Source organism: Streptosporangium sp. NPDC048047, assembly GCF_040653115.1.
In the GTDB taxonomy this organism is placed as follows: domain Bacteria; phylum Actinomycetota; class Actinomycetes; order Streptosporangiales; family Streptosporangiaceae; genus Streptosporangium.
This window is the reverse complement of record NZ_JBEZNH010000010.1, coordinates 74,710-101,471: the sequence shown is the minus strand read 5'-3', so window position 1 is coordinate 101,471 and position 26,762 is coordinate 74,710. Positions and strand designations below refer to the sequence as shown.

Below are 26,762 nucleotides of genomic sequence, written 5' to 3'. Positions count from 1 at the left end.
GGAACCATCGGGGACGCCGGAGACGCCGGGGACACCGGCCCCGCCGTCCGGCTGGACGGCGTCTCCAAGGTCTACGGCCAGGGCAGAAAAGGGCTGCACGCCCTGGACGACGTCACGCTCTCCGTCGCCCCGGGCGAGTTCGTCTGCCTGCTCGGCGCCTCCGGCTGCGGCAAGAGCACGCTGCTCTCCCTGGTCGCCGGGCTGGACAGCCCCACGGCCGGCCGGATCGGCACCGGCGGACGGAAGATCGCCATGATGTTCCAGGAGCCGGCCCTGTTCCCCTGGCTCACCGTCTCGGCCAACGTCGAGATGGCGCTGCGGGTCCAGGGCGTGGCCTCCCGGGAACGTCGTGAGCGGGCGACTGCGCTCCTGGAGACCGTCCACCTGGGCGGTTTCGGCGGCAAGCGCCCGCACGAGCTGTCCGGGGGCATGCGCCAGCGGGTCTCCCTGGCCCGCGCGCTCGCCCAGGACGCCGACGTCCTGCTGATGGACGAGCCGTTCGGCGCGCTGGACGCGATGACCCGCGACCTGCTCCACGACGAGCTGGAGCGGATCTGGCGGGAACGCCGGCTCAGCGTCCTGTTCGTCACCCACAACGTCCGCGAGGCCGTACGGCTCGGCGACCGCGTCGTGCTGCTCAGCAGCCGTCCGGGGCGGGTCGTCGAGCATTTCCCCATCACGCTCGAACGGCCCCGCCGTACCGACTCCGCCGAGGTGGCGGAGATCGCCGGCGCGGTGACGGGCCGGCTCCGGGAGGAGGTCATGCGCCATGGCCGCTGACACCAGGATCACCACCGGCGTCGACGACGCCGGTCACACCGCGACCGCCGCCGCGACCGCCGGAAGCCCCGGGAGCACCGCCGGCCCCGGAGACACCGGAGACGACGGGGCCACCGGAGGCGGCGAGGTCAATGGAGCCGTCGCGGTCGCCGGCGCGGACCGTGTGCCCGCCGACGCCCACGCCCGGCAGCTCGCCGGACTCGACGCGCTGGAGCTGGGCGGCGAGTCGTCCGGCGGCCCGGCCGCCCGCGTCTGGGGCCGCCTGTGGCCGATGGCGCTGGCCGTGGCCATCGTGCTGGCGGTGTGGCAGAGCGTGGTGTGGGCCGGTTTCTGGCCGGAGTACGTCTTCGCCGGGCCCGCCGACGTCGCCCCGGTCCTGTTCGACCGGCTGACCAGCGGCGACTACTGGGAGGCGATCGGGGTGACGATGCGCCGCGCGGTGACGGGCTTCGCCGTCTCGGTGGCGGTGGGGCTGGTCGTCGGCGCCCTGGTCTCCCGGGTCCGGGTGCTGCGGGCCGCCTTCGGCTCACTGATCACCGGCCTGCAGACCATGCCGTCGATCGCCTGGTTCCCGCTGGCCATCCTGCTGTTCGGGCTGACCGAGAGCGCGATCACCTTCGTGGTCATCCTCGGCGCGACGCCGTCCATCGCCAACGGGCTGATCACCGGGGTGGACTACACGCCGCCCATCCTGCTGCGCGCCGGGCACGTGCTCGGCTTCCGCCGCCTGCAGCTCTACCGTCACGTGATCCTGCCGGCGTCGCTGCCGTCGTTCCTGGCCGGGCTGAAGCAGGGCTGGGCCTTCGCCTGGCGGTCGCTCATGGCCGGGGAGCTGGTGGTGATCATCGCTCATCAGTCGTCGCTGGGCGAGCGGCTGTTCTTCGACCGCGAACTCGCCGACTCGGCCGGCCTGCTCTCCACGATGATCGTGATCCTGGTCATCGGCATCGGGGTGGACCTGCTGTTCGAGACGGCCGACACCTCACTGCGCCGCCGCTGGGGCCTCGCGCGGACGAGCGCCTGACGGCATGCGCGTCTCCGCCAGGACCCAGTACGCGCTGCGGGCCGTCGCCGAGCTGGCCGCCACCGGCCCGGGGCCCGTGCCCGCGGAGAAGGTCGCCGCGGCGCAGAACATCCCGCGGAGGTTCCTGGACAACATCCTGTTGCAGCTGCGCCGGGCCGGTCTGATCCACAGCCAGCGCGGCCCCGACGGCGGCTACTGGCTGGCCCGGCCCCCCGAGGAGATCACCCTGGCCGATGTGATCATGGTGATCGAGGGCCGGCCCGAGCACTTCAGGAACGACGACTACCCCGGCGTCGCCCGGCCCATCGCGCACGTCTGGAGCGTGCTGCGCGAGCACGAGGAGACCCTGCTCTCCGAGATCACCATCGCCCACATCACCCGGAACACCGTCCCCGGCGGCCGCGCGGACCCGGCGGCCGGGTCTCGCGAGCCGACCGTCCCGTGGGCCGGGGATCCCGCCGCGGGCCCTGCGAACCGGTGACCCGGTCTCCCGGGCGGTCGGCCCGCCGGACCGGCCGCGCGGCTCAGTGGAAGACCTTCAGGCCGACGACCCCGGCGACGACCAGCAGCAGGCAGGCGATCCTCGCCAGGGACGCGGAATCGCCGAGCCACACCATGCCGGCGACCGCCGTGCCGACCGCGCCGATCCCGACCCACACGGCGTAGGCCGTACCGACCGGGATCGACTTCAGCGCGTACCCCAGCCCGGCCATGCTCAGCACCAGCGTGACCGCGAAGATGACGCTGGGCACCGGCCTGGAGAACCCGTCCGACCGGTCCAGGGCCACCGCCCACGCGGTCTCCATCAGACCCGACAGCACCAGCAACACCCATGCGAACGTCATCTGGCCGAGCCTCTCACAGTGTTTCCGCCCCTGCTCACCCGCCCTCCGTGGCATGATGATCCAGCGGAGTGAAACGGTTTTCATAATCATGATTGGACGGTCGACGTGAGGGTGGCATTCGTCGGTAAGGGCGGCAGCGGCAAGACGACCCTGTCGGCGCTGTTCGCGAGATACGTCGCCGCCAGGGGCGGGCCCGTCGTGGCGATCGACGCCGACATCAACCAGCACCTCGGCATGGCGCTCGGGATGCCGCAGGACGCGCTGCCCCGCCCGATGGGCGCGCACCTGACCGAGATCAAGGAGTACCTCCGCGGCGACAACCCGCTCATCTCCTCCGCCGCGGCGATGGTCAAGACCACCCCGCCCGGCCGCGGGTCGCGGCTGCTGCACCCGGGGGACCCCGACGACCCCGTGCACACCCGCTTCTCGGCCATCACACCCGACGGGCCGCGCCTGATGGTCACCGGCCCGTTCGAGGAGACCGACCTGGGGGTGGCCTGCTACCACTCCAAGGTCGGCGCGGTGGAGCTGTACCTCAACCACCTCGTCGACGGCGCCGGCGAGTACGTCGTGGTCGACATGACCGCCGGGGCCGACTCCTTCGCATCCGGGTTGTTCACCCGTTTCGACCTGACGTTCCTGGTGGCCGAGCCCACCCGGCAGGGGGTGGGCGTCTACCGCCAGTACCGCGACTACGCCGCCGACTTCGACGTGCCGGTCGCGGTGGTCGGCAACAAGGTCCACGGCCCGTCCGACGTCGCCTTCCTGCGCGAGCACGTGGGCGACGACCTGCTGGTGTGCCTGGAGCACTCCGCGGCGGTCCGGGCCATGGAGCAGGGCCGCCCGTTCACCCTCGGCGACCTGGAACCGGCCGGCATGAAGGCGCTCGGCACGCTTCTCGCGCGCCTGGACGCCCAGGAGAAGGACTGGTGGAAGTTCGGGCAGCAGGCGGTCGAGTTCCACCTGCGCAACGCCAGGGCCTGGGCGAACCGGGCGACCGGCGAGGACCTGGCCGCCCAGGTCGACCCCGGGTTCGTCTTCGGACCCACACGAGTGTCGCTCCCCCGCTAGGTGGACCGGCCGACAAGCCGACCTAGTGTCGGAAAACGTCCCCTTTGCGATCCGCGAGAGGAGAACGCAGCATGTCGCTGACCGTTTCGAAAGATCTTCTCGACCAGGCCAGGACCGGCGAGGTCGACGACGAGGCGTTCGTCGCCTGCGTCCGAGACTCCCTGCCCTACGCCTGGTCGGTGATCACCGAGCTGGTCGAGAGGCGTGAACGCACCGGCGCCGAATTCGCCGACAACACCGTTCCACCGCCGGACGAGCAGGCCCGCGGTCAGCTCCTGCGCTGCCTGGCCAGCGACTCCATGCGCGGCGCCCTGGAGCGCCACTTCGGCATGAGGCTCGCCTTCCAGAACTGCCACCGGGTCGCGGTCTTCGACCCGGTGGCCACCGGCGCCCTCGCCGAGTTCGTCACCGCGAGGTCCCAGATCCTCAACCAGTCACCCGAACTCGTCGACTGCTAAAGGTCCCTGACCTCGGGGAGCACCTGCTCCCCGAGCCGCCGGATGTTGTCGAGGGTGCGGGCGTGGTCGCCCGCACCCTCGACCATGAGGATCAGGTGCCGCAACCCGGTGGCCGCGGCGGTACGCGCGATCATCTCGACGCAGCGTCCCGGCGAGCCGACCGGGTGCGTGTCGCACAGGAAGTCCACGTACGCCCCGATGTCACGCCGCGGACCGGGCCGGCCGTCCACCGGCACGTGACCGGCCAGCCCCGGCCCCAGCCACCTGGGCATGGCCTCCCTGAGCTCCCGTACGGCCCGCTCGGTGGTGTCGGCCACGTACCCTACGGCCGCCCCCACGTGCCCGGGATCCCCGCCCCCGCCCGCGTCGCCGTTCCGGCTCCCGTCCCCCGCACCGCCATCCGGGACTCCGGCCCCCGGACCGCCCTCCCGACGCCTGCCGCCTGGACCGCCGTCCCCGTTCCCTGCGCCCCGGCCCCCGTGCCGGTTTTCGCTCGCCGTACTGTAGGAACCGATCATCGCGGCCCGCTCGGCGTCGCCGACGTGCATCCCCAGCAGCATCGGCAGTCCCCGCTCCGCGGCGAGCGCGACGGTCGCCGCGGAGGTGCACGCCACCACCGGCCGCAGCCGCGCGGGCGGGACCACCGGCACCGGACGGAACCGGAAGAACTCCCCCTCCGCCGAGACCGTCCCCCCGCCCAGGGCCGCGCACAGCAGGTCCAGAGACTCGCCGAACCCCCGCTCGAACCGCGCGAGCCCCGTGCCGAACACCTCCAGGTCCACCCACGGGCCGCCCCGCCCCACCCCGAGCGTGAACCGCCCGCCCGAGACGCGGTCGAGGATCGCCGCCTGCTCGGCCAGGTCCACCGGGTGCCGGGTCGACAGCACGCTCACCGCCGTCCCCACCCCGATCCGGGACGTACGGCCCAGCGCCACCCCGGCCAGCGTGGCCGCCGACGGGCACACGCCGTACGACATGAAGTGGTGCTCGGCGATCCACGCGTCGTCGAAACCGGCCTCCTCGGCGACGGCGACCGCCTCCACCGTGTCCCGCAGCACCTCTCCCGCGTCCCGCCCGGGAAAACCCGCCGCGATCAGAAAGACGCCCATCCGCATGCCGCCCACTGTGGATCAGCGGACCCGCCCGGGAAAGACCAGACCACCGTTACCCCCGATCCACGGAGGCCGGTGACGAGATCGTCGTTCACCCGGGCACGAGCCGGACGGCGTGGCACGATGGAGGGGGAGGTGGAGATGGACTTCGATGCCGTGGAAAGACGACTCACGGAACTGTGCAGGCGGTTCGGTGTCAGCGAGCTGTCCGTCTTCGGATCGGCCGCGCGGGGGGAGGATCGCCCCGACAGCGACATCGACCTCCTGTACGTCCACACCGAAGGCGCTTCCCTCGGCCTCTTCGAGCTCATGGCTCTCCAGGAGGAGCTGGAAGACCTCTTCGGCCGCCCCGTCGACCTGGTGGCCAAGCGCTACCTCAACGAAACGATCAAGGACCGGGTCCTCCATGACGCGCGAGTCCTCTACGCGGCTTGACTTCCTCCCCCGCCTGGAAAGACAAGGGATTCCAACCCGTTGTCCTACGCGATGAGGAGGCCAGGTTGAGGTTCGCGGTGCACCGGCCCGGCATCCCGTGGCCCTTCCCGCGCAGTCACGGCATGCCCTGCCGCGTGTGCGATGTTGCGTGCGGCGTTCACGTCGGCGTGGGCGGCATGATGGCAGGAGCGGCACCGGAAGCGCGCTTGGCTCTCACGCGCCCTCCGATCCACGACCCCGCACACCGAGCAGCGCTGACTGGTGAACGCCGGATCGATCCGGACGACCCGGCCGGGTGCCTTGTCCTCCAGGCGAGTGACGAGCAGACCCCACCCGTTGGCCAGGATGCCGCGGTTCAGCCCGGCCTTCTGCCGCACCCTGCGACCGGGTTTGTCGGCCGTGCCGCGGGCCGAGCGGGTCATCGCGGCGACCTTGAGGTCCTCGACCGCGATGACGTCGAACCGGCGCGCCAGATCGGTGCTGGTCTTCTCCACCCAGTCCTTACGCCGATCCTTGCGCCGCGCTTTCAGCCGGGCAAGGGCGGCCTTGACCTTCGCCCGCCGGTTGGAGCCGCGCTTGGCGCGGGCGAGCTTGCGCTCCAAGCGCCGCAGCCGCGCCTGTTCCGTCTCTCGCAGGGGTGAGACGGTGAGCAGTTCGCCGGTGGACAGCGCCGCCGAGACCACCACACCCCGGTCCACGCCTACGATCTGACCGTTGCCCGGCGCGGGAATCGGTTGAGGAATGGCGGCGAAGGCGATGTGCCAGCGCCCGGCCCGGTCCCGGGTCACCCGGTAGGACTTCACCCCGGCTGGCACCGGCCGCGACCAGCGAAAACGAACCAGCCCCACCTTGGGGACGCGCACCTCGCCGACATGGCGTGACAGGCGGCGCACGTCCTCGGTTTTGACCGCGACGATGCGGAAGCCCTCATCCCGTCCACGTTTGCGCCAGGTGGGCCGCTCATGGGTTCCGTTGAAGAAGTTCGCCATCGCCTGGGCGAAGTCCTTCAGCGCCTGCTGATGTACGATGATCGATCCTTCAGCCAACCAGGGATGGGCGGCGCGGGCCTCGGTGAGCTGGCGGCACTGCTCGGCGAAGCCTGGCGAGCTGCCGCGCCCGGGCCACCAGAAAGAGTCCTGCTCGACGGCGAGGTTCCATATGTACCGGGCATGACGGCAGTGCTCCGCCAGCGCCGCCTCCTGGGAGGGGGTTGGCTGCAGCCGGTAGCGGGACACGCACGACATTTTACCGAACGTCACTTGACCGTCGCCGGTGAATCAGGAAGTCCCCGCCCTGAAGGACGGGGCCTCCATACTGCAGGGTCATAATGATGCGCTCCGAGCCAGCCACCCCGACATCCCCTGGCGGCAGATCCGTGGCCTTCGCAACATTGGCCCACGCGTATTTCTCCGTTGACCTCAACGCCGGGTGGGTGACTTCCAGGACTCACATAGCGGACCTGAAAAACACGCCCTCGGCCTTCTCTGGCTGCTCGATCCCGCCATCGTCCGGCGGCTCGACGGTCCCGGGCGCCCACCGAGGGGAATGAGCTCTCAGCCGAAGAGCCCCAGTTGGCCCTCGCCCGCCAGTGGGTTGCGGTGCCGCTTGAGGTGGCGCCAGCGGGGGAGGTCGTCGAGGTAGGACCACGACAGGCGGTGGTGCTCCGTCGGCCCGCGCTCGGCCAGCGTCCGCTGGTGGACCGGCGACGGGTAGCCCGCGTTGTCGGCGAAGCCGTACTCCTCGAAACCGAGTGAGGCCATGTGGGCGTCGCGGCGGACCTTCGCGACCACCGACGCCGCGGCCACCGAGACGCATGACAGGTCGGCCTTGACCTCACACCGCACCGGCCACGGCGCGCCGAGGTAGTCGTGCCTGCCGTCGAGGACGACCACGTCGGGCCGGACCGGCAGCTCGGCCAGCGCACGGCGGGCGGCCCGGCGCAGGGCCTCGGTCATGCCCAGCTCGTCGATCTCCTCGCACGACGCCTCGCCGTACCCGATCCCGGCCGCCCAGCCGGTGATCTCGGCGGCCATCGCGGTGCGGCGGGCGGGGGCGAGCATCTTGGAGTCGGTCAGCCCCGCGGGCGGCTCCGACAGGTCGGTGACGACGGCGCAGACCGCGACGGGCCCGGCCCAGGCGCCCCGGCCGACCTCGTCGATCCCGGCCACCGTCTTCGAGCCGCCGGCCGCGAGCAGGCGTTCGAGCGCGTAGGAGGGAGGCACGGCCCCGACGTTACCGGTCGGCGGGCTGGACCGGGGCGAGGTCGGCGGACAGCAGGCGCGCGGCGACGTGCAGGGCGCGCAGCGTGACGGCCACGGCGGGACGGTGAACGCTCCCGGCCCGCGCCACGGCGTGGACCTCGCGGACGGTCGGGGAGCCGGGGATCTCGCGTACGGCGACGCCGCGCACCCCTGCGGCCAGGGTCAGGGCCGGGACGGCCGCGATGCCGATGCCCTTGGCGACCAGGCCGAGGACGGTGCCCAGTCCCTCGAACTCCCACGGCACCGGCCGGGCGCCGCCGACGCCGGCCAGCAGGCGGTCCACGGCCAGGCGGGACGGCTCCCCCTCGGGGGTCGCCATCCACGGTTCGTCGCGCAGTTCCCGCAGGTCGACCGGCTCCTCCGGGTCGGCCAGCCGGTGCCGGCGCGGCACCGCGAGCACCAGGGGGTCGCGCAGCAGCGGGAAGACCCGCAGCGGGGCCGGTTCCTCGCGCGTCCCGCCGTGCCAGTCGTCCACCAGGGCGATGTCCGCCTCACCCGACCGCACCTGCCCGATTCCGCGTCCGGCGGGCGCCTGCCGCATCCGCATGGTCAGCCCGGTGTGCCGGCGCAGCGTCCGGGCCAGGGCGGGCGCGAAGGCGACCGCGGCGGTGGGGAAGGCGGTGACGGCGACGTGACCCGAGGGCGTCCCTGCCTGGGCGGACAGGTCGGACTCGGCGGCCTCCACCATGGCCAGGATGCGCTCGGCGTGCTCGACGAGGCGGCGGCCGGCGTCGGTCAGCGTGGCGCTGCGGGCCGTCCGGTCGAGCAGGGCGGCCCCGGCCTCACGCTCCAGGACCGCGAGTTGCTGGGAGACGGCGGATGGGCTGTAGCCGAGGGCCTCGGCGGTCGCCGCGATGCTGCCCCGGCGGGCGAACTCGCAGATCACCGTCAGGCGGCGCAGATCGAGCATCGGTTTTCCTTACGCCTTCCCACGGCGACCGGTGGTTGTTCCGGGGCACTCACCTCACCATGCTGGGGAGCGTTCCGCAACGACCGGAGGCACCCATGGGCATCGCCCTTTCCGCCACGCTGGCGGCCAACGAGGAGATCGAACGCAGGCGGCTCGCCGGGGAGCGCGTGCTGAACCTCGCCTTCGGCGAGGCGGGTCTGCCGGTCCACCCGGTGCTGCGGGAGCGGCTGGCCGACGCCGCCGGGCACAACGGGTACGGCCCGGTCGCCGGGATCCCGGAGCTGCGCGAGGCGGCGGCCGGGTACTGGAGCCGCAGGGGGCTGCCCACCGACCCGGACTCGGTCGTCTGCGGTCCCGGCAGCAAGGCCCTGCTGTACGGCCTGCTGCCGGCGATCGGCGGTGACATCGTGCTGCCCGTGCCGAGCTGGGTCAGCTACGCCGCCCAGGCGGAGCTGGCCGGGGTGCGCCCGCTGCCCGTCCCGTCACCGCCCGGCGAGGGCGGGGTGCCGGATCCCGATCTCCTCGCCGGCGCGGTCCTGGACGCGCGGTCCCGGGGACGCCGGGTGAGCGCGCTGCTGGTCACGCTGCCGGACAACCCCACCGGCACGCTGGCCGGCGCCGCGACGGTCCGGCGGATCGCCGAACTGGCCCGCGAGCTCGACCTTCTGATCGTCTCCGACGAGATCTACCGCGACCTCGTCCACGACCCGGCGACGGAGTTCCTCAGCCCGGCCGACGTCGCGCCCGAGCGCACGATCGTCACCAGCGGGCTCAGCAAGAGCCTCGCCCTGGGCGGCTGGCGGATCGGTGTGGCCCGCCTCCCCTCGGGGGAGCTGCGCGACCGGCTGCTCGCGGTGGCAAGCGAGATCTGGTCCAGCCCCGCGGCGCCCGTCCAGCGGGCGGCGGCCCACGCCTACACCGAGCCCCCCGAGCTCACCGAGCGGATCGAGCGGAGCCGGCGGCTGCACGGCGCGGTCGCGCGGGCCGTGCACGGGCTGCTCGCCGGGGCGGGTGTCCCGGCCGGCGCGCCGCGCGGCGGCTTCTACCTGTACCCCGACTTCTCGGGGCTGCCCTTCGGCGGCTCCGCCGAACTGGCCGCGCACCTGCTCGGCGCGCACGGTGTCGGGGTGCTCCCCGGCCACGCCTTCGGCGACGACCCGCGGGCCCTGCGGGTGCGGATGGCGACCAGCCTCCTGTACGGCGGGACGGCCGAGCGGCGGCTGGCCGCACTGGCCGCTCCCGACCCCCTGGAGCTGCCCTGGATCGCCGCCTCCCTGGACCGTCTGTCCGAGGTCCTGGGCCGTCTTCGCGCGGGTGCCGGAACGGCCGCCGGACGCCGGCCGCAGCGGGCGTTCGGCGATGCGGGAGCTTGACCGAAAATTTACCTGCGAGCCGACCACCCCGGGGGCAGGCTGCACGTCCCTGACCTGCGGATTTGTCGCGAAAAACGGGGCATAGAGGGTGATTCACCCGGTGGACACCGAAACACCCCACATCATTTGGCAAAAGCCCACGTCGGCAGCCCTCATCATGTGCTCATGCCCGCTTTCGTCACCCTGTCCGGGCGCCTCGTGCGCCTGGAGCCGCTCAGCCTCGAGGTCGTCGACGACCTCGTCGCCGCGGCGAGTGAAGACCGCTCCACCTACGGCTTCACTCGTGTGCCCCATGGTCGGGGCGAGGTGGTCTCCTACGTGGAGGCCGCCCTGGCTGAGCAGGCGGAGGGCCGCACGATGCCCTTCGCCATCCGGTGGCTGCACACCGACCGCGTCGTCGGTGCCACCCGTCTCATGAACCTGGAGTACTGGCAGGGCCCCATGCCCTGGCCACCGGGCGCACATGGAGCGGTGGGCGAGGTCCCGTCCGTGGCGGACATCGGTTACACCTGGCTGGCGGCGTCGGCCCAGGGCACCGGTGTCAACCGGGAGAGCAAGTACCTGATGCTCTCCCTCGCCTTCGAGACGTGGCAGGTCCACCGCGTCACCCTCAAGGCCGACGTGCGCAACGCGCGCTCCCGGACCGCCATCGAAGCCCTCGGCGCACACCTCGACGGTGTACGGCGGGCGGAGTCCCGAGGCGCCGACGACACGGTCCGAGATACCGCGTACTACTCGATCCTCAGCTCCGAGTGGCCGCTCGTGCGAGAACGGCTGCACGCCCGGCTGGGTCTGGTCGAGGCCGCCTGACCGCACGACGGCCGCACGCCCGGCCCGGTCCGGCCGGGACCGTGTGACCGCACGACGGCCGCACGCCCCGCCCGGCCGGGCCTCCTGACCGCACAGGCCCCGCCCGGCCGGGGCCGCGCGGCCGAACCGCGGGGAGGGGACCCCTCCCCGCCGTCCGTCACTTCGACGATCTTTTAGGAACGGAGGGCCCGCCCGGGGAACGGGCGGGCCCGAGGTTCGTCCGGGACCCGACGGACCGGACATCCGCCCGGGAGCGGAACCCGGCGTCACTCGTCGTCGCCGTCGGCCTCGTAGACGTACTTCCACCTGCCGCACATCTTCGTCCGGCTCTCGCCCTGGTGCCAGTAGCAGACCCGGACCTGGGCGCTGTCGACGTCCTCGGAGGCGAAGTGGAAGGAGCGGTAGCCGCTGGAGCCGCACTTCTTGGCCCAGTAGATCGACTCGTCGCCGTCGGTGTCCTCGAACTTGACCTGGACGTAGCCGCAGAGCCAGCTCGGCGAGTACCTGTCGTAGAGCCTGCCCTCGACGTGGACCCGGTCGGAGTCATCGGTCCACACCCCGCCCCTGGCCGCCATGGCCCGGGAGTGACCGAAGTACTTGGAGTAGTAGGGGCCCCAGCGGTCGTCGTAGTCGTGGCCCGGGGCCGTCACCGCGGTCGCCGTGGTCGCCGCGGCGGTGCCGGAGGCGAGCGTGGCGGCCGAGGCGGGGGAGGCCAGCGCCGGGGTGGCGGCGAGGACGGCCGCGGCGGCGGCGAGGCCGAGGAGGGTACGGGCGGTGGTGCGCATTGCGGTTCTCCAAGGGGGTGAGGTGGCTCCCGTCTCCGTTCGGGGAGCCATGGCTCATTGATAGGCCGGACCGCCTGCACCCCGCTTACCGCATCTTTCTTCATACCTGCAATTGACTGACATGTCGGGCATGGCAGCCCCCGTATGGCGCCATGCCCGACATAGGGAATCATCGACATCGAGGCTCAACAGCCGATCAATACCCGATCAACGATGTCGATTGCCACCGAGGGGTAACCACCGCTCTCCTGTGGATCGGGGATAAAGGATCTATTATTTGCGAATAAAACTTCCCATTAGGGCGGAGATCCACGGAATGGCTGATCAGGGCAGCGCGGGCGGGTTGCGCTTCGCCGTACTCGGCCCCGTCCAAGCCTGGCGTGACGGTGGGGAGCTGGATCTCGGCACGCCCCTGCAACGTTCCATCCTCGCGATGCTGCTGCTGCGCGGGAACCGGGCGGTGACCCCGGCCGAGATGATCGACGGGGTCTGGGGCGAGGAGGCCCCGCCCCGCGCGCTGGGGGCGCTGCGCACCTACGTCTCCCGGCTGCGGTCCGTGCTGGAGCCGGGCAGGTCGCCACGCACCCGCCCGGAGCTGCTCACCTCGGTGGGCAGGGGCTACGCGCTGCGCCTGACCGACGACGCCCTCGACCTGGCCCGTTTCGAACACGGAGTACGGCAGGCCGAGGCGGCCCGGGGTTCCGGCGACCTCGCCGCGGCCGCCGGGCACCTGCGGGCGAGCCTGGCGCTGCACACCGGCGAGCCGCTGTCCGGAGCCGTCGGTCCCTACGCCGAACACCAGCGCGACCGGCTCGCCGAACGCCGGATGAGCGTGCTGGAGACCCTGATGGACCTCGACCTGGAGCTGGGCCGGCACGCCGACGTCGTCTCCGAGCTGATCGCGCTGACCGCCGAGCACCCGCTCCGCGAGCGGCTGCGCGCCCAGCTGATGCTGGCCTACTACCGGTGCGGGCGGCAGGGGGACGCGCTCGCCGTCTTCGCCGACACCCGGACCGTGCTGGTCGGCGAGCTCGGCATCGAGCCGGGACCCGAGCTGACCGCGCTGCACCGACGGGTCCTCAGCGGCGACCCGAGCCTGGTCCCGCCGCCGCCCGTTCCCGTCCCGGGCCCGGCACGGGTCCCGGCCCCGCCGGGCGCCGGGGAACCGGCCGGTCCCACCACCGGCTCCGCGGGGCCCACCGCGTCCTCCGTACCCACTGTGTCCCCGGCGTCCCCGGCGTCCGCCTCATCCGCCGGGCCGAACCCGCCGGCGGCCGGGGCGGCGGGTTCCGCACCCGCCGGGAGCCCGGACCGCGACGGGCCGGAGACCGCCGGACAGCACCCACAGCACCCACAGCATTCGTCGCATCCGGCCGCGCCGCCGCATCCGCCGGGCCCGGCGGGTCCCCCGGAGCTGCCGCGGCCCGCGCAGCTCCCCGCGGCCGTGAACGACTTCACCGGCCGCCACCGGATCATCTCCCGGCTGCGCGCCCTGCTGTCGGCCGGGGACGGCGCCGACGGCGTCCCGGTGGCCGCCATCTCCGGCATCGGCGGCGTCGGCAAGACGACGCTCGCCGTACACGTCGCGCACACCCTGCAGGAACTGTTCCCCGACGGCCAGCTCTACGCCGACCTGCGCGGCTACGGCGAGGACCCGGTCGCGCCCGACTCCGCGCTGGCGGCGTTCCTGCGCGGGCTGGGACTGCCGCCCGACGTCATCCCGGACGGCCTGGCCGAGCGGTCGGCGCTGTTCCGCTCGCTGCTGGCCGAACGCCGGATGCTGGTGCTGCTGGACAACGCCCGGGACGCCGAGCAGGTCGCCCACCTGCTCCCCGGCACGCCCGGCTGCGCGGCGATCGTGACCAGCCGCGGCAAGCTGGCCGACCTGACGGCGGCCCGGCTGTTCGACCTCGACGTCATGGAGCCCGACGAGGCGCTCACCCTGTTCGGCACGGTCGCGGGCGCGGACCGGGTGGCGGCCGAACGCGCCGCGGCCATGGACGTCGTCGCCGCCTGCGGATTCCTGCCCCTCGCGGTGCGGATCGTGGCGGCCCGCCTGGCGGCCCGCCCGTCCTGGACGGTCGCCTCGCTGGTGCCCCGGCTGGCCGACGAACGCCGCCGCCTCGACGAGATGCGGGTCGGCAACCTCGCGGTGGAGGCCACCTTCGCCCTCGGGTACGGCCACCTCGGCCCCGATCAGGCCCGCGCCTTCCGGCTGCTCTCCCTGCCCGGCGGACCCGACATCTCGGTCGGGGCGGCCGCCGCCCTGCTCGGCCTGGGTCAGGCCGACGCCGAGGACCTCCTGGAGTCCCTGGTGGACGCCAGCCTGCTGGAGGCCCCGGCACCCGGCCGTTACCGCTTCCACGACCTGCTCAGGCTCTTCGCCCGCCGGATCGCGGAACGGACCGAGACCGAGGCGGGGGCCGCCGGCACGGGGACGGCTGACACGGGGGCGGCCGCGCTGCGCCGGTTGCTCGACTTCTACCTGGCCTCCGCGCGGTCGGCGCACCGCCTCGCCTACGACGGCAGCACGGTCGCCGACCGGATCGCGGTGGCCGCGCCAGGTCACGCGTTCACCTCCGCCGACGAGGCCGTGGCCTGGCTGTCCGCCGAGGCGGAGTCGCTGTTCGCGGCCATCACCCAGACGTCCGGCACCCAGACGTCCGGCGCCCAGGAGTCCGGCGTGCGGGACGCCGGCGGGCTGCTGCCCGGCGCGGACCTGCTGCTGGCCATGGAGCCGCTGCTGGAGTCGGGCAGTCACGTCCGCGAGTTCGAGCAGCGGGCCAGGGAGACGCTGGCCGCCGCCCGGCGGCTCGGGGACGCCTCCTGCCGGATGCGCTGCCACTACGTGCTCGGCCGGGTGCTGTTCAACGCCAACCGGCTCGCCGAGGCCGAGGAGGAGTTCCGCGCCTCGCTGGACCTGTCCGGCGCGGGCGACGGGATCGTCACCGGCGAGACGATGAACGCCCTGGCCGTGGTGACCGGCCGCCGGCGCCGGCACACCGAGGCACTGTCCTGGTTCGAGGCGGCGCGGGCCGCGTTCCGGGAGGCGGGCGCGCGCGGCGGCGAGGCCCTGACGCTGAGCTACTCCGCCCGCGACCACCTGTTCCTCGGCCAGGCCGAGGAGGCGATCGCCGCCGCCGAGCAGGGCCTTGCCCTCTTCACCGAGATCGGCTCCGGTCCCGGCACCGCACGGGCCCGCTACCACCTGGGGATGGTGCTGTCGCGCGTCGGGCGGCTGAACGAGGCCGTCCACCACCACGCCGAGTGCCTGGCCTTCTTCCGGGCGAGCCGGCAGCGGGTGTGGGAGCAGCGGGTGTGCTCCCGGCTCGCCGAGACCCTGATCGCCGCCGGGCGGTTCGCCGACGCGACCCGGCACGCCGAGCAGGCGCTGACGGTCAGCCGCGAGATCGGCCACCCGTACGGCGAGGCGCTGTCACTGTGGGTGCTCGGCCGGGCCCTCGACGGCCTCGGGGACGCCGCCCGCAGCCGCGACTGCCTCCGGCGCGCCCATGACGTCTTCGCCCGGCTCGGCGCCCCCGAGGCCGCCGACCTGCGGGCGCTGCTCGACCGGGCCGCCGCCGACGGCGACCCCGCCGCCCGCTGAGACCGCGGGACCGTCCACCGGGGCCACCGAAGCCGCCGGACCGTCCGTCGAGACCGCCGCGTCGCCCGCCGTGACCGGCGGGCCGTCCGTCAGCGCTCCCTTCCCGCCCGCCGAGGCGGCCGGGGCCGGACCGTCCGCCGCCGGGGCCACCGGCTCCAGCCCGTCGTACAGGCCGTCGTCGAGCCGCGTCATCCAGGCGTGGTTGTTCATCGGGTTCCCGTCTTGGTTCCCGCACCGGGGACCTGACACCGGGCGGTCGGACAGCGAGGGCAGGTGTCCGGCCGGTCGCTGACCGCCGGGGACGCATAGGGGGCCCGGTTGTCCGGCGCGTCTCCCGACGGCCGGCCGCCTCATGCCGGCGACCGGCCGGACCGGACGCGGTCCCTTCCCCCCGGGTGCCGCGTCCGTGATCAGAGCCTCTCCCACGGGGTTCAACATCCGATCAACAACCGATCGCCGGAGAATGTCCACAGGCTGTGGACGGTCACCCTGTGGATATGTGGAAAAACCCCTCGGCGACCAGCGGCCGGATGGCCTCCGGAGCCTTCTCCAGCAGGTCATCGGCGTCCTCACCGGTGAGTTCGGCGATCGCCGCCAGCAGCGGGCCCAGTGGATACTCGCCGTCGCACACCCCGGCGAGCGCCGCCTCCACCGTCCCCGCCCGCGCGGTACGGCGCAGCCCCCGGGTCTGCCGGAGCACGATCCCGGACGGGTCCTCGGCGCCGGGCGGGCCGATCCGCTCCTCCAGCACGCCCTCCGCCAGCGCGAGCCGTACGCCCGGCAGTTCCGCGCCGGACAGCCGGTGCGCCGCCGCGATCGAGCCGAGCACCTCGTCCACGTAGCCGCCCACCGGCAGCTCGACCCGCTGGCCGAGCTCCTCCACCCGCACGACCGGGTCGAGGCTGCCCGAGTCGTGCAAGGTGATCCAGCCGAACCCGATCCCGGTGACGTCCATGGACTCCAGCCACCCGAGCCAGCCGTCGTACAGCTCGCGGTAGCGGGCGGTGCCCTGTTCGGCGGCGTCCCGCAGCCACAGCTCCACGTACTCGGCGGGATCCTGGACGTCGCGCTGGACCACCCAGCCGTCGCATCCGGTGCCGGTCAGCCAGCCGCCCACCCGGTCGCGCCAGTCCTCGCCCCGGACGTGCAGCCAGTTGGCCAGGAGCTGGCAGGTGCCGCCGGGCGCCAGGAACCGGGGGGCCTGCCGTACCAGCTCGCGGCAGAAGCCGTCGGCTTCGAAGCCGGACTCGCGGTAGGTGAACCGTCCGGCCGGGGAGATCACGAACGGCGGGTTGGAGACGACGAGGTCGAACCGCTCCCCGGTGACCGGCTCGAACAGCGACCCCTGGCGGGCGTCCACGTCGCGGACCCCGGAGAGCGCCCAGCTGATCCGGGCCAGTTCCAGGGCGCGCGGGTTGACGTCGGTGGCGACGATCTCCCGGGCCCGCCCGGCCAGGTGCAGCACCTGGACCCCGCATCCGGTGCCCAGGTCGAGGGCGCGCTCCACCGGGCGGCGGGTCACGAGCTGGGCCAGGTTCGCCGACGCGCCGCCCGCGCCGACGACGTGGTCGGGGCGCAGCGCCGGGTCCCCGGGGCGGACCTTGCGGTCGGAGACGACGTAGCCGCCGGTCTCCCAGGGCTGGAGGTGGACCGTGGAGACCACCCGGTCGCCGTCGGCGGCCACCAGGCCCGCGGCGGCCAGCTCGGCCACCGGCAGGCCCGCCGGGGCGTCCACCGGCACCCCGAGCCACCACAGCCGGATCAGTGTGCCCAGCGGGTCCCCGTCGCGGGTGGCGCGCAGCGCGGGCACCGTCTCCTCCCGGGACAGCGCGGTGGCGGCGACCTCGCCGAGACGCTCCCGGACGCCGTCGATGGTGTATCCGGCGTCGAGCAGCAGCTCCCTGAGCCGGTCAAACAGATCGTTCACCGGCCCATCCTCGCACCGCGGCCCGGCCGCGCCGGACGGATCGGTGTTTCGGTCCGGTGTTCCGGGCGGAGCGGGCCGTACGGCCGGGACAACGGTGGAAACGGGAAGTGCCGATCGACTACGGAGAGTGGCAAGCGCCATGAAAGTGCAGGTCAAGCGCGACAGGATAGCCGTTGATCACGGTGAGTGACCATGACCGGCCGGCACAGCGGCCCCTGGAGGACTTGGATGCCGATCCCCTGCCTCGCCTGCGACACCCCTTTCCGGCCCGACGAGTACTTCCCCGCCTGCCACGACTACGACCGCCGCGCCGACCTGGTGGCCTGGACCTGCCCCCGGTGCGGCAACCGGGACGAGCTGCGGGTCTTCACCGGCGAACTGGTGTACGGCCACGCCCGGCGCGGCGGGTTCGACGCCGAGGACCGGGTGCCCGTCCCCGGCCTGCGCCGCAGGCGGCACGACGCGCGGCTGGACATCACCCTGGACGGGACCACCTGGCGGATCGCCGCCCGTGCACGGCGGCCGGCGAAGGCTCCGGGACCTCTTCGCGAGCCCTGAGGAGAGCCGCGCCGCGCGGCGGACGAGGTCCGCCGTCCGGGACCCCTGCGCGGGCTCCTCCTGCGCGGGCCCTTCCTGCGCGGGCCTTTCCTACGCGGGCTCCTCCTGCGCGGCCTCCTCCTGCGCGGGTTCCGAGGAGGACCGCTGGCGCAGGCTCTGCCAGGCGGCGTCGCACAGGCCCGATATCTCGTCCTGGGTCGGCTGGTGGGCGCCGGCGAACCACAGGCGGCACATCTCGGTGGCCGGGCCCAGCCACAGCACGTAACACATGGTCGGGTGGACCGGCTGGAGCAGTCCTTCCTTCATGTGCGGGCGCCACCAGTCGGACACCTGGCGGAAGAAGGCCCGCCGCGACTCCGAGACCTCGGTGCCGCCGGGCTCGTCGCGCCGGGGCGGCCGCTCACTGATCAGCAGATGGGCGCGCTCGCGGTTCTCCCCGCACCAGGCCATGTGCATCGCGACGATGGCCTCGATGCCCTCCCGCGCGGTCTCGTGACGCCGCAGCTCGGCGAGGAACGCCTCCTGGTACATGCGCAGGGTGTCGGCGTAGAGCACGCCGAAGACGTGTTCCTTGCTGGCGAAGTGGTGGTAGAAGCTTCCGACGCTGACGCCGCTCTCGTCGCGGAGGCTGGCCAGAGTGGTGGCCGACACGCCGTCCTGGCTGAACCGCCGCAGGGCGCCCTCGATGATGCGGGAGCGGCCGTCACGTCCGCTCTTGGCAGTCTTCACGGATTCCATGGTGCGGCAACAGAACCTTGTTCCGCAAACGATTCGGGAAACGGCTCCGGCCCGGCCGATCCTAACGCCTCCGCCTCACGGCACCAAGCCGCCATCCCGAATCGCCGCCGTGCCACCCCTCCGCCTCACGGCACCAAGCCGCCGTCCCACGCCACCGTGCCGCACCGCCGCCCGGAGTCACCGCCCCGTGCCGCCATCCCGAATCGCCGCCGTGCCGAGCCGTCACCCCACACCGCCGCCCCGCCTGTCCCACGTCACCACCCCACCCGGAAGGACGGGGCGGTGCCCGCGGTGCCTACCCTGAATGCGTGTACCGGTTTCTTCTGACCCCTCGCTGGATCGCCCTGCACGTGGTGGTGCTGCTGGTCATACCCGCCTTCGTGTTCCTGGGCCGGTGGCAGTTCGGGCGTTACGAGGAGCGGTCCACCACCAGCCACCAGGCCACCGCCAACCTGGCGGCCGGCCCGGTGCCCGTGGACCGGCTGACCACGCCCGGCGGAGCCGTGCGCGCCCAGGACAAGTACCGCATCGTCACGGCCACCGGGGCGTTCGACACGGCCCACCAGCTCCTGGTGCGCCGCCGCCCCCAGGAGGGTGTGCTCGGCTTCTACGTCCTCACCCCGCTGGTCACCGGCGACGGCCAGGCCGTGCTGGTGAACCGGGGCTGGGTCAAGGCCGGCGCGTCGGCCGACGCCGTACCCGACGTCCCGCCCCCCGCGCCGGGCCGGGTGACCGTCACCGGACGGCTGCGCCCCGCCGAGACCCAGGACACCAGCGGCATCAAGGACCGGCCCGGACTTCCCCCGGGCCAGGTCATGCTGATCGACACCGGCCGGATCGGCGACGGCCTGCCGTACCGGCTCTACGGCGGGTTCGTGGAGCTGACCGACCAGTCCCCCCGGGCGGCCGCCGCGCCCGTCCCGGTGCCCGCGCCGGACGTCGGCGAGGGCGGCGGTCTCAACCTCGCGTACGGCGTGCAGTGGTGGCTGTTCATCGCCGTCGCGATCGGCGGCTGGATCCTGCTGATCCGCCGCGAGGCCGCCGACATCCGTGCCGGCCGGACGGCGGACGGATCGGAGCGGGACACGAAGGAGCCCGCCGAACCGATCGACGCCTGACCGGCTCCCACGCCCATCGGCGCCCGGCCGCCTCCCCGGGCGGGCCCGGGTTCCGTTCCGTGGACCTTTTCGCCTGCCGCGGCCGGTCAGGCGGCCCACGGGACCTAGCCCAGCAGCAGTCTCGCCAGCATGCCGACGCCCATCGCGACGAGCACGGCGGCGAGCGCCAGGCCGATCGACATCGCCAAGCCCTGCCAGCCGCTCATCCTCGTCACCGGCGCGGGCTGCCGGTCGCCCCGGAACCACAGCGGCCGGGGCTCCAGCAGCAGGAAGCCGATCGCGCCGACCTGGCCCACGGTGAACAGCCAGATCCACGCCCACCGACTGGCCAGCCGGGGCATCGAGCCGAGCATGATCAGGAAAGAGATCCCCCAGGCGCCCGCGAGCCAGGGGATGCCGCCGTACCGAAGGACCCGGAACGGCCAGTCGGGGAGGATCCCCGACGGGTCGTCCCGGTCGCCGAAGGAGGACACCGCCCGCGGGGGAACCCTGGAGATCTCCGGCCAGAACTCGGCCGCGGCGTACCCCTGCTTCCCGCGGGAGACCGGCAGGTCGACGACCTGGTGCCAGACGAGGAGTCCCTCGGACCACCTGACCTCCCTGATCAGGCCGCCGTGCTCCCGGTAGAGGACGGCCGACACCCGGTCCGCGGCCACGGCGGCGCGGAAATCGGTCAGGGTCCGCGCGGTGGGCGCGTAGCTCAGCACCGCCACCAGCGCGCCCGTGAGGAGGACCGCCAGCAGCACGATCCGGACGGCCAGGCCGGCGATCCGCCAGCCTTCCCGCACCTCGGCAGGAAAGGGGATCATCCTTCCTTACTACCTCAGCGGCCCGCCCGTTGGGGGCGATCAGGCGGGGGTGGTCAGCATCGTCAGGGTGAGCATGGCGGTCACGGCGAGGGTGAACGCCGCCGGGCCGCCGAGCCTCGCACGCGCCGGCAGCACCTCGTACGGCCGGCGCCACAGCGGGTACGGCTCCAGCAGCGCGTAGAGCGGCGAACCACCGGCCAGCAGGATCCAGAACCACGCCCGGCGGCCGGCGAGGCGGTGGTCCCCGCGGGCGAGCATCATCATCCACACCAGCATCTCGGCCGCCACCGCGAACGGCGCGAACGGCGGCCACCACCGCGCGTAGGCCGGTGAGCCCGTTCGGAGCCACGCGGGCCCGCCACGCACGATCTCCACCGACGGGCCCGCGGCGGCGCGCACCCGGGCCAGGAACGCGCCCTGGCGGCGCTCCAGGGCCGGGCGGACCAGCTCACCCGTCCGGTGGTCCCAGACGTCGTCCGGCTGGCGGTGGGTGGCCTGGGTCCAGGACAGCGGGCCGCGTGACCACGTCAGGGTGCCGTAGGCCGGCCAGTCACGGTCGTAGACGACCGTGGCGACCCTCCCCGCGCGCAGGTCCGCGATGAGCTCCTCGGCGTCACGGCGCGGCAGGTCCTGGTCGGCCAGGACGACGACGAAGGACAGCGCGAGGACGAACAGCAGCACCAGGCGCGCGCCGTACTCCAGACCGTCCCGCGCCGGAACCACCGTCGGCATGCCGCCCCTCCCGCTCTCGGACCCGCCGGACAGGTTACGGCCGGCGGACCCGCACCCCCGCCCCGCCCCGCCGGTCCCCACCTCGCCCCGTCCCGCCTGGCCCCACCTCGCCCCGCCGGTCCCCACCTCGCCCCGCCGGTCCCTGCCCCGTCCCGCTTGTCAGGCTCACCCGTTGCTCCACCGGCTCTCGTCGCCCGTTCAGCGCGGAACGGATCTTTTTCGGGGAATGCCGTTATCCCGACGATCTACGGGTAGGGGCATTCCCCAGGGCCCGCCACGAGTGGCACCCTCATCGGCGGGCCCGCCCTCCCGGGGCCGCTGCCATCCCCCGGACGGCGGTCCCGGGCCCGGGGCGCGAGGGCCGGAAGGCTCGGCCGGGCCCGGCCGAGCCCCTGCGCGCCACCCCGCGAAGTCGCGAGGTCATGACCCCGGCGCGGGCTTTCGGACCACGCGCGTCAAACCGTGACCCTCCGGCTTGTCCAGTGTTATGGCGGGGACGTACGGTTTACCGCGTGACGACGCCGCTGCTCCCCGACCCCGAGCCCAGGCGGCGGGATTATGTGATCATCTCGGTCGACGACCATCTGATCGAGCCGCCGGACATGTTCGAGGGCCGGCTTCCCGGCAAGTACGCCGAGCTCGCCCCCAAGGTCGTGGAGACCGAGGCCGGACACCAGGTCTGGCGGTACGGCGGCGCGACCTACCCGTGCGCGGGTCTCGACGTGGGCGCGGGCCTGCCCCGGGAGCAGTGGACGCTCGACCCGGTGCGCTTCGAGCACATGCGGCCGGGCTGCCACGACATCGAGGCCAGGATCGACGACATGGACCGCGCCGGGGTCTGGGCGTCGCTGTGCTTCCCCGGCATGCTGGCCCTGCAGTCCGGGATGCTCTTCGCCAAGACCCGCGACCAGGAGCTGGGCCTGGCCGTCACGCGGGCCTGGAACGACTGGCACGTGGAGGTCTGGGCGGGCACCTACCCCGAGCGGATCATCGCCCTGCAGCTTCCCTGGCTGGCCGATCCCGAGATCGCCGCCAAGGAGGTCCGCGACAACGCGGCCCGAGGTTTCAAGGCCGTGCTCTTCCCCGAGTTCCCCACCCGGCTGCGCCTGCCGTCCGTCCACAGCGACCACTGGGACCCGTTCTTCCAGGCGTGCGAGGAGACCGGCACCGTCGTCTGCCTGCACGCCGGGGCCGGTTCGTGGGCCCCGGTGCCGTCCCCGGACACCCCCATCGAGGCGATCACCACGCTGATGCCGGCCAGCGCCATGTTCGCCTGCGCCGACTGGCTCTGGTCGGGCGTCCCGCTGCGGTTCCCGGCCCTGCGCATCCTGATCGTGGAGGGCGGCGTGGGCTGGCTGCCCATGCTCGCCGAGCGGGCCGACTACGCGCTGGACCACCCGGTGGCGGGCGAGGCGCAGTGGGAGGGCGGCCTGAAGCCCAGCGAGGTGCTGCGCCGCAACTTCTACTTCGGCACGCTCAACGACCACGCCCTGTCGGGGGTGCGCCTGGCCGTCGGCCTGGAGCACGTGCTGCTGGAGAGCGGCTACCCGCACTCCGACTCCACCTGGCCCGACACCCAGCAGGCCGTCGCGACGGGCCTGGGCAGGCTGCCGCCCGCCGACATCGCCCGGGTGGCCTACGGCAACGCCGCCCGCCTGTTCGGCCACCCGCTGCCCTCGCGGGCCTGGCTCAGGATGGAGCAGCTCTAGGTCCTGTCCCGCCGCCATCGCGGGCCCGGCTCAGGGCGGCGCAGCTTCAGGCTCTGTCACCCGCCGCCCTCGCGGGCCCGGCTCGGGACGGAACGGCTCCGGTCCGCGTGACGGGCCGGCTCAGTCGCGCCGTCCGTGGGGGAACGGACCCGTCGCGGACGGGAACGCCCTGACGCCGTGCCGCTCCCAGTCGACGTAGCGGCCGCTCTCGCCGAGCAGGGAGCCCATCAGCCACAGGAAGACGCCGAAGTCGTCGGCGACCCCGATGAGCGCCAGGAAGTCCGGGACGAGGTCTATGGGAGAGATGATGTAGGCGACGCCGAGACCCAGCATCGCCAGCTTGCCCTTGGTCATGCCCGGATACTGACCGCGCATGACCGCGCCGATCATCTTCGGCACCGCGCGCAGGCGGGTGGCGACGCCGGGGGAACCCGGCCCGGACACCTGCCTGTAGACCCGCCACGCCTGTGCCGCACGCGCCGCCTTCGCCATGGGGGAACCTCCTCGGAAGCACGCTCTTCTGGCGGGGGTCATCTACCCGGCCGCCACACGATATAACGCGTGATTCCTCCGGCCGGTTCCCGCGCGGTCCCGTCCCGTACGCGGACCTCACGATTCCCCGGCTCAGGCTCCCGGGATCCGGCGCCCCGCCTCCGTCCCTCGCCTCCACTCCGTTCCCCCCACCCCCGCCTCCGCGGCGGAGATCGTGCCCCGTCAGTCCCCGGCCGGCGCCAGCTCCCGTACGGCCCGCTCCAGCGGGACCCCGCCCACCGGGATCGGCGCGAGCACCGGGGTGGTGAGCCCGTTGTCCACGTACTCGCGGATCCTGGCCCGGCACGTCGCCGCGTCGCCGTGCACCACGAGCGCGTCCACGAGCTCGTCCGGGATGGCGCGCAGTGCCCCCTTCCGGTCGCCGGCCGCCCACGCCTCGCGCATCGGGCGCAGCGTCTCACCGCGCCCCAGCCATTCATGGAACGCCGCGTAGGCCGGGACGGTCAGGTATCCGGCGAGCATGCGGCGGGCGAACTCGCGCACCCGGGCGGCGTCCTCGCTGACGCACACGAACAGCCGGGCGATCAGCTCGACGTCCGGGCCGATCTCCGCCCTGACCTTCCGGACGTCCTGCGGCGAGAGCCAGTTCGTGATCGCGCCGTCGGCCTCGGCGGCGGCCAGGCGGAGCATGCGGGGCCGCAGCGCGGCGAGGACGATCTTCGGTGGCGTCTCGGGGGCGCGCTCCAGCCGGAAACCCCTGACCTCGAACGTCTCGTACCGCTCGGTGACCTTCTCGCCGGACAGCGCCGCCCTCAGGAAGCGGAGCGTGTCTCTCGTCCTGGCGAACGGCTTCGTGAACTCTCCGGCGTTCCAGCCTTCGACGATGACGGGGGAGGAGGCCCCGATGCCCAGGACGAACCGCCCCGGGGCGAGATCGGCGAGCGTGGCGGCCGACATCGCCAGCAGGCCGGGCCCACGGGTGGAGACGGGGACGATCGCGCTGCCGAGCCGTACGCCGGGGGCCCACTCGGCGGCCAGCGCCAGCGGCACGAAGCCGTCGGCGCCGTTCACCTCGGCGGACCAGACGTCGGTGTAGCCGAGCTTCGGCAGCTCGGCCACCAACTCCCGCGACCCGGCGAGTGTGCGGTCCGAGAAGGGGAGCGTCATTCCCCACCGTGTGCCCGTGGCCATCATGCCGCCTCCGCGGTTACTAGAATGATGTTCTGAAACAGCTTGCCGCATCGGCCCCGGGCCCCGTCAACCGTCCGCCCGCCTCGGCCGTACGGCCGACGACCGGAGAAGATCTTCCCGGGGTGGCCGTTTACCCCTCCGTGACACTGAGTGAGATGTTAGAACGTTATGGTGACGACGAAGTGGCACGGAAGACGGCACGGAAGACGAGGACGCGGGCCACGGGCGGCGGTCTCGGTGGCCGCCGCGGCCTGCCTGGCGGCTCTCGCACCGGCCTGGGCCGGTGACGCGGCCGCCGGAGCGCGGCCTGGCGGCCTGCCCGGCACCGCCGCTCGGCCGTACTGCGCGGCCGCCGCCGCACGATCGGGCGTTCCGGGGCGGGACACTCCGACCGGCCCGCCTGACGCGAACGGCGGGAACGATGCGAACGGCCCGGCGCGGGTGAGCGTGGGGAGCGACCCGAGCGACCCGGCGCGGGTGAGCGTGGGGAGCGACCCGAACGGCCCGGCACGGGTGAGCGTGGGGCCGGGTCTCGTGGAGGTGATCCTGGGCGTACGCCTGGGGACATGCGGGGCGTGCCCGCAGCCCTGCCCCCCGGTCATCGTCCCGGCGCACCCCGTTCCGAGTCCTGTACGGCCCTCTGAACCGCCCGTTCCGGTTCCGGAGCCCGCGGAGCCCGCGCCTCCGGCGCCACCCGTCCCGACCCCGGTGGCTCCGGTGACGCCGGCGGTGCCGGTGATGCCCGCCGTGCCGGACCCACCGGAGCCACCAGCCTCGCCGGAGCCACCGGAGACGCGGGCCCCCGCCCCGCCCTCCCATCCGCCGCGGCGGCCCGAGCCCCGGCCAGTCGAGCCCGCCGTGCGCTTCCGCCAGGCCGTCGTCCCGCCGGAGGCGCCCGAGCCCACCCCGTCGCCGTCCGCCACGCCCCGGCCGGCCGTACCCTCCTTCGCACCCCTGGCCGCGCGCAGGCCGATGGTGCTGGACCGCTTCGCCGACCGGCGCCGGGGCACCGACCGCAGGCTGGTCATCCTGGTGGTCTTCACCGGTGTCATCTCGGTGAGCGCCGCCGCCGCGCTGAAGAGCCGCTCCCGTCGCTGAGCGGACACCGGGGAGCACACACGGAAACAGGCCGCCGCCGGGGCGGTGACCCCGGCGGCGAGCCCGGACGGCGCCTCGCTCACCCCTGCGAGGGCTGCGGGAACTGCCCGTCGATCCGGTCGTACTGATGCTGGGCGGTCCGCAGGGCGTCGGGCCCGACCGCGCCGATCCCGGTGAAGGGATGGCTGATCAGCATGATGAAGCCGATGCCGATGACCACCACGCCCACCCGTACGGCGTCGCTGATCACGGACTGACGCGTGGGCCTCATCCCGAGCGTCCAGGGCAGCGCGATGACCAGTGCCCCCGAGACGATCATCGAGATCACGAAGATGCTCTCCAGACCGCCCTCGGCGTCGTCGGCGCGTACGGCGCGCGCGTGCGCGACCTCGGAGGCCCGGAGGAGCGCGTCCTGGCGGAGGCTCTCGGCCTCCTTCCCGGCCGGCCGGAGCCGGAGGGTCGCGGCACGCATGTCCTCGAGGATCCTCGACGGGACGGGGGACATCTCGCCCTCGGCCATCAACGGCCAGTCGAGGTTGGCGCTCTGCGCCGAGTACTCGCGGATCTGGGTCCGGATCTGCGCCGCCTCGGGGATCGGGGCCACCGACCAGTACATCTCGGTCAGGGTCTCCGCCTCCGCCTGGACGTCGGCCTGCGAGGTGGAGATCGCGTCGCGGCAGAGCACCGCGGCGTAGGCCAGCACGAGGAGATAGACGGCGAGGGCGAGGTTGGCGGAGAAGTCGACCGACGTCGCCCCCCGCTCCTCGTCCGGCCTGCCTCTCCGGCGAAGCGCGAGAAGCGTGAGCAGCGTGACGGCGGTGGTCGAGACCACCAGGACGGTTACCCAGGCCATGGGACCCCCTCGGAGTAGTCATGAGAATAACTACCGAGGGTAATGAATCGATTACTGAAATTCTCG

General features: G+C 73.4%; 26 protein-coding genes. 13 read left to right on the top strand and 13 right to left on the bottom strand.

Features of this window, described 5'->3' with window-relative positions; all coding sequences use genetic code 11:
* The first annotated feature begins 6 nt into the window (after nucleotides 1–6).
* Genes AB0D67_RS11775 through AB0D67_RS11765 form a run of 3 tightly spaced genes read left to right on the top strand, consistent with a single transcriptional unit; the run spans nucleotide 7 to nucleotide 2,285 of the window.
* A complete protein-coding gene (locus AB0D67_RS11775; RefSeq protein WP_362932829.1) occupies nucleotides 7–780 on the top strand; it encodes an ABC transporter ATP-binding protein in 774 nt (257 codons plus the stop codon).
* Nucleotides 770–1,804, top strand: a complete 1,035-nt coding sequence (locus tag AB0D67_RS11770) for an ABC transporter permease (protein WP_362932638.1) — start codon at nucleotides 770–772, stop codon at nucleotides 1,802–1,804. The genes AB0D67_RS11775 and AB0D67_RS11770 overlap by 11 nt, the downstream gene beginning before the upstream one ends.
* Before the next feature lie 4 nt (nucleotides 1,805–1,808).
* Nucleotides 1,809–2,285, top strand: coding sequence for an Rrf2 family transcriptional regulator (locus tag AB0D67_RS11765; protein ID WP_362932636.1), 477 nt, complete (start codon nucleotides 1,809–1,811; stop codon nucleotides 2,283–2,285).
* 43 nt (nucleotides 2,286–2,328) lie between these two features.
* Here AB0D67_RS11765 and AB0D67_RS11760 read toward each other — a convergent pair whose 3' ends face one another.
* Nucleotides 2,329–2,649 (bottom strand): SMR family transporter, encoded by a 321-nt coding sequence (locus AB0D67_RS11760; RefSeq protein WP_362932634.1) that lies wholly within the window; start codon nucleotides 2,647–2,649, stop codon nucleotides 2,329–2,331.
* A gap of 105 nt (nucleotides 2,650–2,754) precedes the next feature.
* On the opposite strand from AB0D67_RS11760, the gene AB0D67_RS11755 reads away from it, so the two are divergent.
* Both AB0D67_RS11755 and AB0D67_RS11750 read left to right on the top strand, forming a co-directional pair.
* Entirely contained in the window at nucleotides 2,755–3,720 is a 966-nt protein-coding gene (locus tag AB0D67_RS11755) for an ATP-binding protein (protein WP_362932632.1), read from the top strand.
* A 71-nt stretch (nucleotides 3,721–3,791) separates the two neighbouring features.
* The gene (locus tag AB0D67_RS11750) at nucleotides 3,792–4,178 is read left to right on the top strand and encodes an SCO5389 family protein (protein ID WP_362932630.1); all 387 of its coding nucleotides are present in this window, start codon (nucleotides 3,792–3,794) and stop codon (nucleotides 4,176–4,178) included.
* Here AB0D67_RS11750 and AB0D67_RS11745 read toward each other — a convergent pair.
* Nucleotides 4,175–5,293, bottom strand: a complete 1,119-nt coding sequence (locus AB0D67_RS11745; protein WP_362932628.1) for an LLM class flavin-dependent oxidoreductase — start codon at nucleotides 5,291–5,293, stop codon at nucleotides 4,175–4,177. The two genes, AB0D67_RS11750 and AB0D67_RS11745, sit on opposite strands and share 4 nt — an antisense overlap.
* 138 nt (nucleotides 5,294–5,431) lie before the next feature.
* Between AB0D67_RS11745 and AB0D67_RS11740 the strand changes: the two genes are divergently transcribed.
* Nucleotides 5,432–5,725, top strand: a complete 294-nt coding sequence (locus AB0D67_RS11740) for a nucleotidyltransferase family protein (RefSeq protein WP_362932826.1) — start codon at nucleotides 5,432–5,434, stop codon at nucleotides 5,723–5,725.
* A 44-nt stretch (nucleotides 5,726–5,769) separates the two neighbouring features.
* Here AB0D67_RS11740 and AB0D67_RS11735 read toward each other — a convergent pair whose 3' ends face one another.
* The 3 genes from AB0D67_RS11735 to AB0D67_RS11725 form a co-directional block, all read right to left on the bottom strand.
* Complete coding sequence (locus tag AB0D67_RS11735; protein WP_362932626.1) at nucleotides 5,770–6,960, bottom strand: transposase; 1,191 nt, start codon at nucleotides 6,958–6,960, stop codon at nucleotides 5,770–5,772.
* 318 nt (nucleotides 6,961–7,278) lie between these two features.
* Complete coding sequence (locus AB0D67_RS11730; RefSeq protein WP_362932625.1) at nucleotides 7,279–7,947, bottom strand: ribonuclease HII; 669 nt, start codon at nucleotides 7,945–7,947, stop codon at nucleotides 7,279–7,281.
* A 10-nt stretch (nucleotides 7,948–7,957) separates the two neighbouring features.
* Entirely contained in the window at nucleotides 7,958–8,896 is a 939-nt protein-coding gene (locus AB0D67_RS11725; protein ID WP_362932623.1) for a LysR family transcriptional regulator, read from the bottom strand.
* Nucleotides 8,897–8,991: 95 nt separating this feature from the next.
* On the opposite strand from AB0D67_RS11725, the gene AB0D67_RS11720 reads away from it, so the two are divergent.
* Complete coding sequence (locus AB0D67_RS11720) at nucleotides 8,992–10,269, top strand: pyridoxal phosphate-dependent aminotransferase (RefSeq protein ID WP_362932621.1); 1,278 nt, start codon at nucleotides 8,992–8,994, stop codon at nucleotides 10,267–10,269.
* A 165-nt stretch (nucleotides 10,270–10,434) separates the two neighbouring features.
* Nucleotides 10,435–11,079: a GNAT family protein gene (locus tag AB0D67_RS11715; RefSeq protein ID WP_362932619.1), complete on the top strand. Its 645-nt coding sequence runs from the start codon at nucleotides 10,435–10,437 to the stop codon at nucleotides 11,077–11,079.
* A gap of 266 nt (nucleotides 11,080–11,345) precedes the next feature.
* Here AB0D67_RS11715 and AB0D67_RS11710 read toward each other — a convergent pair whose 3' ends face one another.
* Nucleotides 11,346–11,864: a hypothetical protein gene (locus AB0D67_RS11710; protein ID WP_362932617.1), complete on the bottom strand. Its 519-nt coding sequence runs from the start codon at nucleotides 11,862–11,864 to the stop codon at nucleotides 11,346–11,348.
* Nucleotides 11,865–12,180: 316 nt separating this feature from the next.
* Here AB0D67_RS11710 and AB0D67_RS11705 point away from each other — a divergent pair, with 316 nt between their 5' ends.
* Nucleotides 12,181–15,471 (top strand): BTAD domain-containing putative transcriptional regulator, encoded by a 3,291-nt coding sequence (locus AB0D67_RS11705; protein ID WP_362932615.1) that lies wholly within the window; start codon nucleotides 12,181–12,183, stop codon nucleotides 15,469–15,471.
* Between the two features lie 484 nt (nucleotides 15,472–15,955).
* Here the strand turns inward: AB0D67_RS11705 and AB0D67_RS11700 are convergent, their stop codons facing one another.
* Nucleotides 15,956–17,398: a methyltransferase gene (locus AB0D67_RS11700; RefSeq protein WP_362932613.1), complete on the bottom strand. Its 1,443-nt coding sequence runs from the start codon at nucleotides 17,396–17,398 to the stop codon at nucleotides 15,956–15,958.
* 228 nt (nucleotides 17,399–17,626) lie between these two features.
* Between AB0D67_RS11700 and AB0D67_RS11695 the strand changes: the two genes are divergently transcribed.
* Nucleotides 17,627–17,956, top strand: coding sequence for a hypothetical protein (locus tag AB0D67_RS11695; RefSeq protein ID WP_362932611.1), 330 nt, complete (start codon nucleotides 17,627–17,629; stop codon nucleotides 17,954–17,956).
* A 90-nt stretch (nucleotides 17,957–18,046) separates the two neighbouring features.
* Here the strand turns inward: AB0D67_RS11695 and AB0D67_RS11690 are convergent, their stop codons facing one another.
* Nucleotides 18,047–18,685 carry a TetR/AcrR family transcriptional regulator gene (locus tag AB0D67_RS11690; protein ID WP_362932609.1) on the bottom strand — a complete coding sequence of 213 codons (639 nt, stop codon included), beginning with the start codon at nucleotides 18,683–18,685 and terminating at the stop codon, nucleotides 18,047–18,049.
* Nucleotides 18,686–19,002: 317 nt separating this feature from the next.
* Between AB0D67_RS11690 and AB0D67_RS11685 the strand changes: the two genes are divergently transcribed.
* The gene (locus AB0D67_RS11685) at nucleotides 19,003–19,812 is read left to right on the top strand and encodes an SURF1 family protein (protein WP_362932607.1); all 810 of its coding nucleotides are present in this window, start codon (nucleotides 19,003–19,005) and stop codon (nucleotides 19,810–19,812) included.
* 104 nt (nucleotides 19,813–19,916) lie between these two features.
* On the opposite strand, the gene AB0D67_RS11680 is transcribed toward AB0D67_RS11685, so the two are convergent.
* Both AB0D67_RS11680 and AB0D67_RS11675 read right to left on the bottom strand, forming a co-directional pair.
* Nucleotides 19,917–20,621 (bottom strand): hypothetical protein, encoded by a 705-nt coding sequence (locus tag AB0D67_RS11680; RefSeq protein WP_362932605.1) that lies wholly within the window; start codon nucleotides 20,619–20,621, stop codon nucleotides 19,917–19,919.
* A 39-nt stretch (nucleotides 20,622–20,660) separates the two neighbouring features.
* Nucleotides 20,661–21,353, bottom strand: coding sequence for a hypothetical protein (locus AB0D67_RS11675; protein ID WP_362932603.1), 693 nt, complete (start codon nucleotides 21,351–21,353; stop codon nucleotides 20,661–20,663).
* 512 nt (nucleotides 21,354–21,865) lie between these two features.
* Between AB0D67_RS11675 and AB0D67_RS11670 the strand changes: the two genes are divergently transcribed.
* Complete coding sequence (locus AB0D67_RS11670) at nucleotides 21,866–23,062, top strand: amidohydrolase family protein (RefSeq protein WP_362932601.1); 1,197 nt, start codon at nucleotides 21,866–21,868, stop codon at nucleotides 23,060–23,062.
* 120 nt (nucleotides 23,063–23,182) lie between these two features.
* On the opposite strand, the gene AB0D67_RS11665 is transcribed toward AB0D67_RS11670, so the two are convergent.
* Both AB0D67_RS11665 and AB0D67_RS11660 read right to left on the bottom strand, forming a co-directional pair.
* Nucleotides 23,183–23,554: a YkvA family protein gene (locus AB0D67_RS11665; RefSeq protein WP_362932599.1), complete on the bottom strand. Its 372-nt coding sequence runs from the start codon at nucleotides 23,552–23,554 to the stop codon at nucleotides 23,183–23,185.
* A gap of 222 nt (nucleotides 23,555–23,776) precedes the next feature.
* Nucleotides 23,777–24,721: an LLM class F420-dependent oxidoreductase gene (locus AB0D67_RS11660; protein ID WP_362932597.1), complete on the bottom strand. Its 945-nt coding sequence runs from the start codon at nucleotides 24,719–24,721 to the stop codon at nucleotides 23,777–23,779.
* An 882-nt stretch (nucleotides 24,722–25,603) separates the two neighbouring features.
* Between AB0D67_RS11660 and AB0D67_RS11655 the strand changes: the two genes are divergently transcribed.
* A complete protein-coding gene (locus AB0D67_RS11655) occupies nucleotides 25,604–25,843 on the top strand; it encodes a hypothetical protein (protein ID WP_362932595.1) in 240 nt (79 codons plus the stop codon).
* 79 nt (nucleotides 25,844–25,922) lie between these two features.
* Here AB0D67_RS11655 and AB0D67_RS11650 read toward each other — a convergent pair whose 3' ends face one another.
* Nucleotides 25,923–26,696 carry a hypothetical protein gene (locus AB0D67_RS11650; RefSeq protein ID WP_362932593.1) on the bottom strand — a complete coding sequence of 258 codons (774 nt, stop codon included), beginning with the start codon at nucleotides 26,694–26,696 and terminating at the stop codon, nucleotides 25,923–25,925.
* Between the last annotated feature and the right edge of the window lie 66 nt (nucleotides 26,697–26,762).

What these genes read in the sequence shown, in the direction of transcription:
- AB0D67_RS11720 (WP_362932621.1), top strand. Translation starts at nt 8,992, where the DNA reads ATGGGCATCGCCCTTTCCGCCACGCTGGCGGCCAACGAGGAGATCGAA.
- AB0D67_RS11745 (WP_362932628.1), bottom strand. Translation starts at nt 5,293, where the DNA reads ATGCGGATGGGCGTCTTTCTGATCGCGGCGGGTTTTCCCGGGCGGGAC.
- AB0D67_RS11725 (WP_362932623.1), bottom strand. Translation starts at nt 8,896, where the DNA reads ATGCTCGATCTGCGCCGCCTGACGGTGATCTGCGAGTTCGCCCGCCGG.
- AB0D67_RS11650 (WP_362932593.1), bottom strand. Translation starts at nt 26,696, where the DNA reads ATGGCCTGGGTAACCGTCCTGGTGGTCTCGACCACCGCCGTCACGCTG.
- AB0D67_RS11710 (WP_362932617.1), bottom strand. Translation starts at nt 11,864, where the DNA reads ATGCGCACCACCGCCCGTACCCTCCTCGGCCTCGCCGCCGCCGCGGCC.
- AB0D67_RS11715 (WP_362932619.1), top strand. Translation starts at nt 10,435, where the DNA reads ATGCCCGCTTTCGTCACCCTGTCCGGGCGCCTCGTGCGCCTGGAGCCG.
- AB0D67_RS11660 (WP_362932597.1), bottom strand. Translation starts at nt 24,721, where the DNA reads ATGACGCTCCCCTTCTCGGACCGCACACTCGCCGGGTCGCGGGAGTTG.
- AB0D67_RS11750 (WP_362932630.1), top strand. Translation starts at nt 3,792, where the DNA reads ATGTCGCTGACCGTTTCGAAAGATCTTCTCGACCAGGCCAGGACCGGC.
- AB0D67_RS11680 (WP_362932605.1), bottom strand. Translation starts at nt 20,621, where the DNA reads ATGATCCCCTTTCCTGCCGAGGTGCGGGAAGGCTGGCGGATCGCCGGC.
- AB0D67_RS11705 (WP_362932615.1), top strand. Translation starts at nt 12,181, where the DNA reads ATGGCTGATCAGGGCAGCGCGGGCGGGTTGCGCTTCGCCGTACTCGGC.
- AB0D67_RS11770 (WP_362932638.1), top strand. Translation starts at nt 770, where the DNA reads ATGGCCGCTGACACCAGGATCACCACCGGCGTCGACGACGCCGGTCAC.
- AB0D67_RS11760 (WP_362932634.1), bottom strand. Translation starts at nt 2,649, where the DNA reads ATGACGTTCGCATGGGTGTTGCTGGTGCTGTCGGGTCTGATGGAGACC.
- AB0D67_RS11740 (WP_362932826.1), top strand. Translation starts at nt 5,432, where the DNA reads ATGGACTTCGATGCCGTGGAAAGACGACTCACGGAACTGTGCAGGCGG.
- AB0D67_RS11695 (WP_362932611.1), top strand. Translation starts at nt 17,627, where the DNA reads ATGCCGATCCCCTGCCTCGCCTGCGACACCCCTTTCCGGCCCGACGAG.
- AB0D67_RS11675 (WP_362932603.1), bottom strand. Translation starts at nt 21,353, where the DNA reads ATGCCGACGGTGGTTCCGGCGCGGGACGGTCTGGAGTACGGCGCGCGC.
- AB0D67_RS11765 (WP_362932636.1), top strand. Translation starts at nt 1,809, where the DNA reads ATGCGCGTCTCCGCCAGGACCCAGTACGCGCTGCGGGCCGTCGCCGAG.
- AB0D67_RS11665 (WP_362932599.1), bottom strand. Translation starts at nt 23,554, where the DNA reads ATGGCGAAGGCGGCGCGTGCGGCACAGGCGTGGCGGGTCTACAGGCAG.